At 74.7% G+C, this 13,487-nt stretch carries 9 protein-coding genes; 6 read left to right on the top strand and 3 right to left on the bottom strand.

Features of this window, described 5'->3' with window-relative positions; all coding sequences use genetic code 11:
* The first annotated feature begins 91 nt into the window (after positions 1 to 91).
* The 5 genes from ABZ449_RS18130 (at position 92) to ABZ449_RS18110 (ending at position 7,986) form a co-directional block, all read left to right on the top strand.
* Entirely contained in the window at positions 92 to 1,921 is a 1,830-nt protein-coding gene (locus ABZ449_RS18130) for an RNA ligase family protein (RefSeq protein WP_360346693.1), read from the top strand.
* Positions 1,921 to 4,803 carry an RNA repair domain-containing protein gene (locus tag ABZ449_RS18125; RefSeq protein ID WP_360346691.1) on the top strand — a complete coding sequence of 961 codons (2,883 nt, stop codon included), beginning with the start codon at positions 1,921 to 1,923 and terminating at the stop codon, positions 4,801 to 4,803. The genes ABZ449_RS18130 and ABZ449_RS18125 overlap by 1 nt, the downstream gene beginning before the upstream one ends.
* A gap of 223 nt (positions 4,804 to 5,026) precedes the next feature.
* Positions 5,027 to 5,917, top strand: a complete 891-nt coding sequence (locus tag ABZ449_RS18120; protein WP_360346689.1) for a transglutaminase domain-containing protein — start codon at positions 5,027 to 5,029, stop codon at positions 5,915 to 5,917.
* 88 nt (positions 5,918 to 6,005) lie between these two features.
* On the top strand, positions 6,006 to 6,599 hold the full coding sequence (locus ABZ449_RS18115; RefSeq protein WP_360346687.1) for a helix-turn-helix domain-containing protein: 594 nt from the start codon (positions 6,006 to 6,008) through the stop codon (positions 6,597 to 6,599).
* A 37-nt stretch (positions 6,600 to 6,636) separates the two neighbouring features.
* Positions 6,637 to 7,986: an MFS transporter gene (locus ABZ449_RS18110; protein ID WP_360346685.1), complete on the top strand. Its 1,350-nt coding sequence runs from the start codon at positions 6,637 to 6,639 to the stop codon at positions 7,984 to 7,986.
* On the opposite strand, the gene ABZ449_RS18105 is transcribed toward ABZ449_RS18110, so the two are convergent.
* From ABZ449_RS18105 to ABZ449_RS18095, 3 genes are all read right to left on the bottom strand, one after another.
* The gene (locus ABZ449_RS18105; protein WP_360346683.1) at positions 7,976 to 9,175 is read right to left on the bottom strand and encodes a cytochrome P450; all 1,200 of its coding nucleotides are present in this window, start codon (positions 9,173 to 9,175) and stop codon (positions 7,976 to 7,978) included. The genes ABZ449_RS18110 and ABZ449_RS18105 overlap by 11 nt on opposite strands.
* Before the next feature lie 102 nt (positions 9,176 to 9,277).
* Positions 9,278 to 10,279 (bottom strand): pentalenene synthase, encoded by a 1,002-nt coding sequence (locus ABZ449_RS18100; protein ID WP_360346681.1) that lies wholly within the window; start codon positions 10,277 to 10,279, stop codon positions 9,278 to 9,280.
* Between the two features lie 105 nt (positions 10,280 to 10,384).
* On the bottom strand, positions 10,385 to 11,743 hold the full coding sequence (locus ABZ449_RS18095; protein ID WP_360346679.1) for a cytochrome P450: 1,359 nt from the start codon (positions 11,741 to 11,743) through the stop codon (positions 10,385 to 10,387).
* A 271-nt stretch (positions 11,744 to 12,014) separates the two neighbouring features.
* Between ABZ449_RS18095 and ABZ449_RS18090 the strand changes: the two genes are divergently transcribed.
* Complete coding sequence (locus ABZ449_RS18090; protein ID WP_360346677.1) at positions 12,015 to 13,418, top strand: pyridoxal-dependent decarboxylase; 1,404 nt, start codon at positions 12,015 to 12,017, stop codon at positions 13,416 to 13,418.
* Positions 13,419 to 13,487: the final 69 nt, after the last annotated feature.

Genomic DNA, 13,487 nt, shown 5'->3' with positions numbered 1-13,487 from the left:
CCCGCCTTCGGGGCCGGCTTTAATCGGTGGCCCGGGCTGCGCGGCGGCTCCTACAGTGTCGGCCGGATCAAGAACGCCCAGGGAGCAGGACATGCGTGTGCACTACCCCCGGACGCCGCATCTGCCCTGGTCACCGGGCGTCGCGGCGGACGACGTACGGACGGGGGACCTCTCCGGGCTGGCCGGCGCCGAGGTCGTCGTCACCGAGAAGCTCGACGGCGAGAACACCACGCTCTACCGCGACGGTCTGCACGCCCGCTCGCTGGACTCCGCCCACCACCCCTCCCGCGCCTGGGTGAAGGGCCTCCAGGGCCGGATCGCGCCGCGCATCCCGGAGGGCTGGCGGATCTGCGGCGAGAACCTGTTCGCCCGGCATTCGATCCCGTACACCGACCTGGAGAGCTGGTTCTACGGCTTCTCGGTCTGGCGGGACGGCACGCACGACGGCGAGCACGAAGGCCGGACCGACGGCCGGGACGACGGCCGGGACCACTGCCTGAGCTGGGACGACACCGTCCGCTTCCTGCGCCGCCTCGGCATCCCCACCCCCCGGGTGCTGTGGCGCGGCCGCTACGACGAACGGGCCCTGCGCGCCCTGCGCTTGGACCTCGACCATCAGGAGGGGTACGTGGTGCGGACGGTCCGGGGCTTCCCCCGGGCCGAGTTCGGCGAGCGGGTCGCCAAGTGGGTCCGCCCGCGGCACGTGCGCACCGACACCCACTGGATGCACGCCGCCGTGGTGGAGAACGGGCTCGGACCGAGCGCCGCGCTCTGGGCCGTGCGCTCCGGCGCGCTGCCCGAACCCGCCGCACTCGCGGCCGCCCTGAATGTTCCCGAACTCACCTGCTCTGCAGACGAGTTGGCCGAGATATCGACCCGGCTGGACGAACTGGGCCGGAGCGGGGACGCCCGGCTGGCCGGCGTGCTCGCCACCGCGCTGCGCACCGCCCCCCGACAGTCGCTGGCGCCCCGGCTGGCCGGGCCGCTCGGGCTGCCGCTGGCCCGGCGGGTCGCCGACCTGGTCGGGCTGCACCCGGCGCTCCAGCACCCGTACCCGGACGAGGAGCGCCGCACCGGGCTGGTCCGGCTCTCGGCCGCCGCCGACCTCGGCGTGCTGCACGCCGTCGCGGCGACCGCCGCTCCCGGTCGGGTGGAGCGCGAGCAGGTCGCCTGGTCGGCGCTGTACGCCGAGGACGCCGGGCTGCTCGACGGGGCGCCGCTCGCCCGGCTGCGAGCCGGGCTGCGCGAGGCGCTGACCGGCCTGGACCGCGACGCCGCCGACCGCTGCTGGGCCCAGGCCCGCGAGGCGTACGCCCTCGGCCGGATCGCCACCGCCGAGGAGGCCGTCGCGGCCACCTGGCGCTGGCGCGACGGCCGCTTCCCCCGGCTGGTCCACCTGTGCGGCCCCTCCGGCAGCGGGAAGAGCAGCTTCGCCGCCGGGCTCACCGGGGTGACCGCCCGGATCAGTCTGGACGACCTGCGCGCCGCCCGGGGCTCGCGCGCCGACCAGCGCGACAACGCCGACGTGCTGCGCGAGGGGCTGGCCCGGCTGGACGCCGCCCTGGGCGCCCCGGGCCACGGCAAGGCGGCCACGCCCACCGAGCCGGCCACCGAGACGTTCACCAAGGCGGCCACCGTGGTCTGGGACGCAACCTCGCTCAACCGCCAGCAGCGCTCCCACGTCCACGCCCTCGCGCGGCGCCGCGACGCCCTGGTCACCCAGGTGGTGCTGGTGGTCGGCGAGGACGAGCTGGTGCGGCGCAACGCCGTCCGACCGCACCCGGTGCCCGCCGAGGTGCTCGCCGCACAGCTGCACCGCTTCGGCCCGCCCTACCCGGGCCAGGCGCACCGCACCTGGTACGTCGGCCCCGGTGGCACCGTGGAGGACACGGCGGGCACGATCGACGAGGAGGAGGAGTGATGCGTCCCATCGAACAGATCTGCCAGCGCATCCGCTGGGACGCCCGCTTCGACCCGGCCCGCTTCACCCTGGGCGTGCGCCAGCGCGACGACCGCACCGAGCGCGTCCCACTGGAGGCCTTCGCCGCCTCGGGCGAGATCCCCTGGCACCGGGTGCACTGGGTCGAGGCGGACGGCGTGCGGGTCTGGGACCGCGCCTCGGGCGTGGACCTGCTCGACACCACCGAGGCCGGGCGTCGCACCGACCCGCCCCGGCTGCCCTCGCCCTTCTTCACCGCGACCACCCCGCACGCCTGGCACCCGGGCGGCGGCTGGCGGCCCGCCGACGCCGGACCGGACATCCCCACGGCCACCGGCCTGCGCGTGGTCACCTGGAACACCCTGTGGGACCGCTACGACGCCGACCGGATCGCCACCGCCCGCCGCAGGCCCCTGCTGCTCGCCGCGCTGGAGGCCGCCGACGCCGACGTCATCGCCCTCCAGGAGGTCGAGCCCGCCCTGGTCGCCCAGCTGCTGGCGGCCCCCTGGGTCCGCGTCGGGTACACCCTGGGCGCCGACCCGCTCGGGCCGGACGTCGCCGACCACGGGCTGCTGCTGCTCAGCCGGCTGCCGGTGCTGGCGGCAGGGCGGCACGCGCTGGGCCCGCACAAGGCCGTCACCGCCCTCTCGATCGGGACCGACGGCATGCCGCTGACCGTCGCCGCCGTTCACCTCACCAGCGACCACTCGCCGGACGGCGCCGCCCGTCGCCAGGCCGAACTCGCCCGAATCGCCGAGGGGCTGTCCGGTGTCGAGGGCAAGCTGCTGCTGCTCGGGGACTTCAACGACGGCCGTTCCGGCCCGGCCGGTCCGGCCGCCGCACTCGGCCTGCGGGACGCCTGGACGCAGGTGCACGGACCGTCCGACGACACCCCCACCTTCGATCCGACGGTCAACCCGCTCGCCGCCGTCTCCTCGCTGACCGGTCGCCCGGGCCGCCTGGACCGCGTCCTGCACCGCGCCGACGGCACCCGCGCCACCGCGGCCGTCCTGCTCGGCGACCGTCCGGACGAGGACGGGCTCCTTCCCTCCGACCACTACGGCGTGGCCGTGGACCTCGCGCTCGACGGCGGGGACCTCGACACCGGCTCACCGGAGGTCCTCGACACCGCTCCCACCGCCCGCACCGCCGTCGCCTGGCTGCCGCCCGAGGAGCTGTGGCCGCCGATCCAGCGTCTGCGCGAGGCGTACGACCCGCAGCTGCGCCGCTGGCCCCCGCACGTCAACCTGCTGTTCGGCTTCGTCCCGGAGGCCGACTTCGACCGCGCCCTGCCGCTGCTGGCCGCGGCCGCCGCCGAGGTGGCGCCGTTCACCGCGCGACTGGAGGGCGTGCACACCTTCGGGCACCGCGAGGACGCCACCGTCTGGCTGGACCCGGCCGCCGGTTCCCCCGCGCCCTGGGCGGCCCTTCGGCACGCGCTGGAACGGCGCTTCCCCCGCTGTCGCGGCCGGGCGGAGGGTTTCACCCCGCACCTGAGCCTCGGGCGCAGCGACGACCCGCAGCGCGTGGCCGCCGACTGCACTGCCCGGCTCACCGGGGTCTCGGCCCGGGTCGGCGAGCTGGTGGTGCTCTCCCGCCGGGGCGCCGAGCCGATGCGGCCACGCGCGATCGTCTCGCTGGGGACGGGCGAGGTGCGGCCGGCGCCCGAGCAGCCGATCGCCTCACCCTCCCCGGAGGCCGCTCAACGCACCTCCACCGCACGGACGTTGGCCTGGCGCATCGCGGCGGCCCTGCCCGAGGGCGTGGTGCACACCGTCGGCTCCCGGCGGCTCGGCTGCCAGCTGGACGGGGCCGACCTGGACCTGGTGGCGGCGCTGCCCGGCCCCGCCGATCTGCCCGCCGTCCGCGCCCGGCTGGCGGCCGCGCTGCCGGGGGCCCGGGGGCTGCGCGAGGTGCGCGGCGCCCGGGTGCCGGGGCTGCGGCTGGCCGCCGACGGCCTGTCGGTGGACCTCGTGGTGGTCTTCACGGGCGCTCTCGACCCGGCCCAGGCCGTCGACCGCCGCGCGGAGTTGGGTGAGGCCGAAGCCGTCGCGCTGAGCGCCGTCACGGACGCCGAAGCGATCCTGACGGCACTCGGCGACCGGCACGCCCGCTTCGTCCGGCTGGCCCGCCAGGTCAAGGCCTGGGCCCGGGCGCGGGGCCTGGACTCCGCGCCGTTCGGCCAACTCCCCTCGCTCGCCTGGTCGGTGCTGGCCACCCGGACGGTCCTGGAGGCGGCCGACAGCCCCGAGGACGACCTCTTCCGGCGCTTCACCGAGACCTGGGCGAGCTGGGACTGGCGCCGGCCCGTGGCCCTCACCGACGATCCGGCGCCCGCCGGCTCGGGCCCGCTCACCGTCCTCACCCCCTCCGCCCCGGTGCGCAGCTGCACCACCCAGGTCGGCGCCGACATCCGCGATCTGGTCACCGAAGAGCTCTACCGCGCCTGGGAGCTGACCGCCGAGGCCGCCGAAGCAGGCGTGACAGACATGGCAGACGTGACAGACGTGACCACCGAAGCGGGCGCCGAGCCTCCGTGGCCCGCTCTGCTCGCCGCTCCCCCGCTGCACCGCCGGCACGCCGCCTGGGCCGTGATCAGCACCGACGAGGAGTCACTCGGCCTCGTCCGGGGCCGCATCCGCGCCCTGCTGACCGCTCTGGAGGCGGCGGGGGCGACCCGGCTGCACGCCTGGCCCCACCCGTACCGGACGGCCGACGGCCGTGCCCACCTCCCGATCGGCCTCGGCCCCGCGCCGCTCTCCGCAGCGCGGCTCGCCCCGCTCGCCAAGACCTGGTCCCGAACGCTGCCCGGCGTCCGGGTCGAGCACCTCGACGGCGGCGGCGTCCCCACCCCGACCCGCTGAACGGCACCGCCCCACCGCCCAACGGTCCGTCCGGCCGGCCGGACCACGCTCACCCACGGACCGCCCCACCCACCGGACCACCCCCTACTACCGCACCACCGGGATCAGCCGAACCACCCCTTCCCATCGGTCCCTTCTGGACAATCGCCCCCGAAATTTGCCACGGTGAGGACCAGCGGCCCAGCCATCGATCATGCGGCCGAAGCCCGTTGGGAGTTCCCCCGTGCCCTCCGCCGACTTCCCCGCCTTCTACCTCGGGCAGAGCGCGTTCTCCGACCCCGGCCCCCACCTCCCCCGCTACGCCGATCTCCCCAAGGACCCCCGCCGACTCGCCCGGATCGCCCGGAACCTGATCATCCATCGCCTCGAAGGGTGGCTGTTCCACCACCACATCCCGGTGAACCGGCTCCACCACGACGCCGAGACGCGCTACCTCGACGACATCCTGCACCTGATCACCGACCGCGACCCGGCCCCGCTCAGCCACTCCCGGGCGCCCGCCGACCGCTTCGTCGGCGTCTGCCGGGACCTGGCGCTGCTGCACTGCTCGTTCCTGCGCCACGTCGGTGTCCCGGCCCGGTTGCGCTGCGGCTTCGCCGACTACCTCGGCCCCGACGGCTTCCATGGCGACCACGTGGCCACCGAGTACTGGGACGACCGGCGGGGCTGGCTGCTCGCCGACCCGCAGCTGGCCGACCCGAAGGTCGCCACCGCCTCGCGGGTGGACTTCGACCCGATGGACGTCCCGCGCGACCGCTTCCTGGTCGCCGGCCGGGCCTGGCGCACGATCCGCTCGGACCGGGCCGCCGCCGGCTCCTTCGGCGTCCACCCGCCCGAGGAGGGCCCGCTCAACGGCGCGTGGTTCGTCGCCCACTCCACCCGGCTCGACCTCGCGGCCCTGAACAAGGTCGAGACGCTCCTCTGGGACACCTGGGGCACCGGCTCCACCAACACGCCCAACGCCCCGTACGACGAGGTCGCCCACCTGACTTCCGGGCCGGTCGACCTCCCCGCCGTCCGCCGCCTCTTCGCCGAGCACGACGCCCTGCGCACCCCGAAGACGGTCCTGTCCCTGGCCCCGTTCAACGGCCCCCGCGAGGTCACCCTGCGCTGACGCCACCCTCTGCTTCCACTGCCGGCGAACCGGCGCGAGATATGAAATTTTTATTGCGCAACTTTTCCTTCGGATCTATCGTCGAGGCATGCCCGAGAAGCCCCGGCCCGACCGGATCACCGACCTGTCCCGTCTGAAGGCGTTCACCAACCCACTGCGGATGCAGCTCTACCGGCTGCTCTACGCCGCCGGGAGCGCGACGGCCTCGCAGCTCGCCGAGCAGGTCGACCAGGCCCCGTCCCTGGTCAGCTACCACCTGCGCAAGCTCGCCGAGCAGGGCTTCGTCACCGAGGCGAGCGCCCGGAGCACCGACGGCCGGGAGCGGTGGTGGCAGGTCGCCTCCGAGGAGGGCTGGGGCTTCCGCGAGTCCGACCTCGCCGACACGCCCGAGGGCGCGGCCGTCGTCAGCGCGGTGACCAAGGGTCTGGTCGACTCCCGTGCCGCCCAGTACCGCGCCTACCTCGACCAGGGCGCCGCCTGGGGCCGGGAATGGACCGACGCGGCCTTCACCTCGGAGTGGCTGATCGACCTCACGGCGGCCGAACTCGCCGAGATGGAGCAGGAGTTGCAGGCCCTCGGCCGACGCTGGCGGGAGCGCGGCAAGGCCGCCAGGGCGGCCGGCGAGGCTGCGGGCCGCGAGCACGTGTCCGTCCAGCTGTACGGGTTCCCCTTCCGCCCCTGACACCGGCGCCGCCGTGTCCCCGACCGCCGGAGTCCCCATGGCCCTCGCGGAACCGCCCCTCCCCCACCGAGCCTGCGCGCCGCCCGCCCACCGCGACGCCAACGTGCTGCGCTGGCTCACCGCGTACACCGCCTCGCTGATCGGCGACAGCGTCTACTTCGCCGCCCTCGCGTGGTCCGCCCAGCGGTCGGCCGGCCCCACCGAGGTCGGTCTGGTGATGGCCGCCGGAGCCGCTCCGCGAGCCCTGCTCATGCTCGGCGGCGGTGTCCTGGCCGACCGGCTCGATCCGCGCAGGGTGATCCTCGGCAGCGACGCCGTGCGCTGTCTGCTCATCCTCGCGGTGGCCGCCGTCATCGCCCTGACCTCGCCCGCGCTCTGGCTGCTGGTCGCGGTGGCGCTCTTCTTCGGCGCCGTGGACGCCCTGTTCGTCCCCGCCGTCGGTGCTCTCCCGCCCCGGATCACCAGCCCCGACCAGCTGGCTCGGGTCACCGGCCTGCGCTCGCTGTCGATGCGCCTCGGCCAGATCGCCGGACCGCCGCTCGGTGGCCTGGCCATGGGGTTGGGCGGCCCGGCCGCCGCCTTCGCCACCGCCGGGCTGCTGTTCGCGTTCTCCCTGCCGCTCCTGCTCTCCGTGCGGATCACCCCGCTCGACGCCCCCTCAGGTGACGCCCCCTCGGGCACCGCGCCGCCCCGGCGCGGCACCGCGTGCGCCGACCTCCTCGACGGGCTGCGCTACCTCCGCCGCCACCGCCTGATCGGCCCGCTGGTCCTGGCCGGTGCGATCTGCGAACTCGGCCTCACCGGCACCCTCAACGTCGGCATGGTGCTGCTCAACGCCGAGCGCGGCTGGGGGCCGTCCGGCTACGGCTGGATCGTCGGCTGCTTCGGCGCCGGTGCCGCCGCGAGCGCCGCGCTGCTCGCCGTCGCCGGACGGCTTCCCCGGGCCGGCCTGACCATGGCCGGCACCCTGCTGGCGGGCAGCGTCGGCGCGGCGGCCATGGCGCTGGTGCCGCAGCTGTGGACCGCCGCCGTCCTCGCCGCCCTGGTCGGTCTGAGCGCGGGCGTCTTCGGGAGCCTGGACAGCGCCCTGATCCAGACCGCCGCCGACCCCGCCTATCTGGGCCGGGTCACCTCCGTCACGATGCTCACCATGGTCGGCATAGCCCCGCTGAGCTACCCGCTGGTCGGCGCCGCGATCGGGGCCTGGGGCAGCGCCCCGGCCTTCGTCGGCTGCGGCACCCTCTCCTGCCTCGGCGCCGCCCTCGCCCTCGCCTCTCCCGCCGTCCGACGCGCCGAACTCCCCCGCGCGGAACCGCCCCGCAAGGCCGCCCGCCGGGAGTCCCCCACCGGGCGCGGGCGCCACCCCGGCAGGCCGGTCACCAGGTGACCGGGAGCGCCTCGACGCCGTAAACGGTTGATCCCTCGCGGAAGCGCAGCTCGGCCTGGGGGACGGCGAGCCGCAGGGCCGGGAAGCGGCGCAGCAGGGCCGGCAGGGCCACCTTCATTTCCAGCCGGGCCAGTTGCTGGCCGAGGCACTGGTGGGCGCCGAAGCCGAAGGACAGCTGGGCGACCGGACGGCGGTGCAGGTCGAGGTCGTCCGGGCGCTCGGGGACGAGCTCGGGGTCGCGGTTCGCGGTCAGTGGGGAGAGAAGGACGTGCTCGCCCTCGGCGATCCGGTGGCCGTTGACCTCGACGTCGGCCACGGCGGTGCGCAGGAGCGGTGCGGGGATGGCGAGGTGGCGCAGCAGTTCCTCCACCGCCGTACCGGTGACCTCGGGGTCGTCGCGCAGGGCGGCGAGCTGGTCCGGGTGGCGGAGCAGCGCCAGCACGCTCAGGGCGAGCTGGGTCGCGGTGGTCTCGTGCCCTCCGACCAGGAGGGTGGTGCCGAAGCCGATGAGCTCCTCGTCGGTGAGCTCGGCACCGTGCCGGCGCACCACCGCGCCCAGCACGCCGTCTCCGGGGTTGGCCCGGTTGCGGGCGACGATGTCCGCCATCGCCGCGTTCAACTCGTCCGAGGCGACGACCAGTTGTGCGGCGTCGGCGGTCCCGTCCATGATCACCTGGGAGCAGCGCTGGAACATCGCCCGGGTGCCGTACGGGACGTCGAGCAGTTCGCAGATCGCCAGTGAGGGGATGGGCAGGGCGAAGGCCTCGACCAGGTCGACGACCGGACCCCGCTCCGCCATGGCGTCGAGGTGGTCGGCGACGATCGTCTCGATCGCGGGCCGCAGCCCCTCGACCTGACGGACGGTGAAGCTGCCGGTGAGCATCCGGCGCAGCCGGGAGTGGTCCGCGCCGCTGTAGGCGGGCAGGAAGCCCGGGTGGTTGAAGAGGGTGCGCGGCAGCGTCGGGTCGATGCCGTTGCCCGTCACCAGGCGATCGTCCGCGAAGGCGGCCCGGACGTCGGCGTACCGGGTGATGACGACCGCCTCGATCTCGCCGCGCACCGGGTGGGTGACGCGCATCCGCGGCAGGCCGTCGTCCTCGCGCATCCGGCGGAGGTCCGGCGACGGGTCGAACGGGCAGGTCCGGTCCCGTTCGGAGGCGACGAAGGACGCCGAGCGGCGATCGGGCATGGTGCGGGCTCCTCAGCTGGATCGGTCCGGGTGCGGTCCGGCAGGTCAGGGTAAGCGGTCGTGCGGGTTCGGGTACGCGGTCGTGCGGCGGGAGGCGTCGGCCTACCCGTGGTACCGGGTGGAGGCGTGGTGCCAGTCGTAGGCGCCGCGGATGGTGGTCTGCAGCGCCTCGGTGCAGTAGCGCTGCAGCAGGTCGCGTTCGGCCGGGTCGAGGTGGCCCGTAGCCGTGCTGCCCAGCAGGGCCCGGTGGGCGCCGGTGAACAGGTCCAGCGCTTCGCCGCGGCGGCGCTGGGCCCGGTCGAGCGCTTGCGGCCGGGTGAGTCCGTGTTCCCGTTCCAGGCAGAGCACCAGGTTGTTCTGCTCCCCCTGGGCCGCGTCCTTCTCCAGGGAGACGATGTCGTTGTCGCAGATGATGAAGGTCTTGGTCATCTCGCGCATGACGGACAGGTGCGGCAGCGCGTACAGGTGGTCGGGCAGGACGCAGGAGGACAGCCGCTCGGCGAGGTCGACGACCGGTGCGACCCCGATGGTGTGGCGCCGGACCCGGAGGTAGGTGCTCAGCGGCATGGGCGCACCGGACTGCCGGCTGCGCGCCTCGTGGACGTGGTGGTCGAGGTAGGAGGACCAGTGGACGGCCGATCGGCGGATCCAGTCCTCGGGCATGCCCCGGCAGCTGCGTCGTCGCATGTCGGCGAAGGCGGCGGCCAGCGGCAGCGGGGACGCCTGACCGGTGACGCCCTCCTTGACGAGTCCGACGACGTGGTGGACCCGCTCGGGCGTGCCGCCCCACTGTTCGTCGAGCGCGTCGTCGAAGAGGAAGTACCAGCTCTGCTGGTCGACGCCGAGGTCCAGTTCGCTCCCGGTCGCGTTGGGGTAGAACATGGCCGCGATCAGCGGGAACTGGCCCTTGAGGTGGTGGGCCCGCTCCGCTTCCGTGGACAGGAAGCCGAAGGACCGCGGCCAGTCGAGGTGGCGGCCCTGGGCGGCCCGGAAGTCCGGGCTGATCCGGCGCGGGAAGGGGAGCGGGTCGAGGGCCGGGGCGTCCGGGTCGGGGTCCGGGTCCGGGTCCGGGTCCGGGGAGAGGGTCTCTGCCGTGGTCGTCATGGTGAGGTGCACCTCCGGGAACGGGGCCGGTTCAGGGCCGCGTGGGACGGGGCCCTGGTCGGGGCCGTGCCGAACGGGGCCGTGCCGAACGGGGCCGGGGCCGGGTCAGCCGGCCGGCCAGGGTGAGACGCGCATGGGCAGCGCGTTGGGCCGGATCAGGGCGTGGGCCACCGGCCGGACGCGGTGCCCCGCGACCGGTCGCGGCCGCCACCGGGAGACGATCGCGCGCAGCATGACCAGCATCTCGGTCATCGCGAAGTGGTCCCCGATGCACTTCCGGTTGCCGAGGGCGAAGGGGACGTAGGCACCCGGCGGGAGGTCCTTCTCGGTGCGGTCGAGCCACCGGTCGGGGTGGAACCGCAGCGGGTCCGGGTAGTAGGCCGGGTCCCGGTGCATCGTCAGCGCGCTGTAGATCAGCTCGGCGCCCTCCGGGACGTCGACCCCGCAGACCCGCACCGGCTCCAGGGCGCGCCGCATCAGCAGCCAGCTGGGCTGGTGCAGCCGCAGCACCTCGCGCAGGAACCGGTCGGTGAACGGGAGGTCGGCCGCGCCGGGCAGGGCGCCGGTGGGCAGGGCGTCGCACTCGGCCTTGATCCGTTCGGTGAGTTCCGGGCGCCGGCCGATCTCGTGGAGCGCCCAGGCCAGGGTGGTGGCCGTGGTCTCGGCACCGGCCATGAGCAGGGACAGCAGTTCGTCGCGGGCCTCGACGTCGGTCATCCCGCTCGGGTTGCCCGGGGTGCCGGCGAACATGATGGAGAGCAGGTCGCCGCGATCGCTCGGGTCCTGGCGGGCCTGTCGGACGGCGGAATCCGCGAGTTCGCGCAGCGCCGCGGCCGCGGCCAGGTACCTGCGGTGCCCCAGCGCGGGTGAGGACGCGAGGGGGGCGGGCAGCAGGGTGCCCACGAAGACGCCGCGCATCACCGTGTTCAGGTGCTCGGCGACGCGCTCCCCCAGTTCGGCGACGGCCGCGGCGCCGTCCGGGCGTTCGGTGCTGAAGAGGGTCGCCACGAGCATGGCCGTCATCGTCCGGCGCAGCGCCAGGTCCATGGCGATCACCTCGCCGGGGCGCCAGGCCGACGCCTGTTCCTCGGCGATGGCGGTCATCGTGGCGACGCCGGCGGCGATGACGTCCCGGCGGAAGGCCGGCTGGAGCGCGCGCCGTTGACGGAGGTGGACGTCGTGCTCGGAGGTGATGATGCCGTTCCCGATGAAAGGCCGTGCGACGTCGAACAGCAGGCCTTTGCCGAACTTCCGGCTCTGGGTCAGCAGAACCTCGTGGACGGCCTCGGCCGAGTTCAGGACGAACACCGGCCGATTGCCCAGGAATATCCTGACGATGCCGCCCTGCGCCCGGATCGACTGCAGGAACTCCACGCGTCTGGCGGCGAGCTGCGGCAGGTGGCCGAGCAGTGGAAGGCGTCCCCGTGCCACGGGTGCCGCCACGGAAGCGGTGATGGAACGCACGGCCTGAACCTCCCTGAAGTCCCGGATCGAAAATCCGCCCGGCATTGGAACATTCACTCGCTCGCGGTGCACGGTGATCATCATCCGACGGATCGGGAGAGGTCAAGGGACCGGCTGAAATTGCACCATCGGGGTGTTTTTGAGCCGAACGGCGCGAATTCCCCCACCTCCCCGCGCGTTTCAGGCCACCCGTCCCGAATTGGACCGGGACTCCGCGTGCCTCCGCCACTAGCCTCGGGCGCACCGCACAGTCGATCGATGGAGAGGCGTCATGCACCCCGAACTCGCGGCCGATCTCGGACAGTTGCCCGAACTCCTGGAGGAGACCCGGCAGCGCGCGCTCGCCTTCCTGGAGACGCTCGACGAACGGCCCGTGCTCGCGCCCGCCGGCCCGTCCGCCGTCATCGAGCCCGCCGTCGCGCCGCTCGCCGAGGAGGGCGGCGGAGTGCGGGCCGCACTGGCCGAGTTCGAACAGCGCTGGGAGCCGCGGCTGTCCGCGAGTGCCGGGCCGCGCTACTTCGGGTTCGTGACCGGCGGGGCGACCCCGGCGGCGCTCGCGGGCGACTGGCTGACCTCGGCCGTGGACCAGAACTCCAACTCCTCGCTGGACCCGGCCGGTCAACAGCTGGAGCGGGAGACGGTCGGCTGGCTGCGCGAGCTGTTCGGGCTCTCGGAGGCGCACCGCGGCACCTTCGTGAGCGGCGCGACGATGTCGAACACGGTGGGGCTGGCGATCGCCCGCGAGTGGCTGGGCGAGCGGCTCGGCGTGGACGTCGCCGAGGACGGGGTCGGCGCGCTGGGGCGGGTCCGGGTGCTGTCGGGCAGCGCGCACTCCAGCGTCGCCAAGGCACTGTCGGTGCTGGGCCTGGGCCGGACGGCGCTGCGGACGGTGCCCGCCCTGCCGGGCCGGGAGGCGGTGGACGTGGCCGCGCTGGAGCGGGCGCTGGCCGAGGCCGAGGGGCCGTGCGTCGTGGTGGCCAACGCCGGGACGGTCAACACCGTCGACTTCGACGACCTGCGCGCGATCGCCGAACTGCGCGAGCGGTACGGGTTCTGGCTGCACGTGGACGCCGCGTTCGGCGCCTTCGCCGCGCTGTCCCCGGAGCACGCGGCGCTGGTGGCAGGGTTGGACCTCGCCGACTCGGTCTGCGTCGACCTGCACAAGTGGCTCAATGTGCCGTACGACAGCGCCGTGCAGTTCACCCGCCGCCCGGACCTCCAGGCCCGGGTCTTCCAGAACGCCGCCGCCTATCTCGGCCCGCTCAGCGAGCACCCGGACCTGGTCCACCTCACGCCGGAGAACTCCCACCGGCTGCGCGCCCTCGCCGCCTGGTTCACGCTGCGCGCGTACGGCCGCTCCGGGCACCGGGAGATCGTGGAGCGCTGCATCGCCGGGGCCCGGACGCTCGGCGCGGAGGTGGCCCGGATCGACGGTCTGGAACTGCTCGCCCCGGTGCGGCTGAACGTCGTCTGCTTCTCGCTGACGGCGGACCCGACCCCGGAGCGGCTGGCCGCGCTCGCCGCCGAGTTGGCCGACGACGCCTTCCTCACCCCCACCCGCTACGCGGGGCGGCCGGCCCTGCGCGCGGCGTTCAGCAACTGGCGCACCACCGAGGCGGACGTCCGGCGCACGGCGGAGGCGCTGGCCCGGGCCGTCCGGAAGCTGACGGCCTGAGCCCCTGGCCCACGGCCGGGCGCAGCGTCGCCACCCCGGGCCGGGCCGGGCGCCCGCGCGCCGGAGCGG

The organism is Kitasatospora sp. NPDC005856, assembly GCF_040629945.1.
Taxonomy (GTDB): Bacteria; Actinomycetota; Actinomycetes; order Streptomycetales; family Streptomycetaceae; genus Kitasatospora.
The sequence above is the reverse complement of the archived record's forward strand: the minus strand, read 5'-3'. Positions and strand labels throughout refer to the sequence as shown.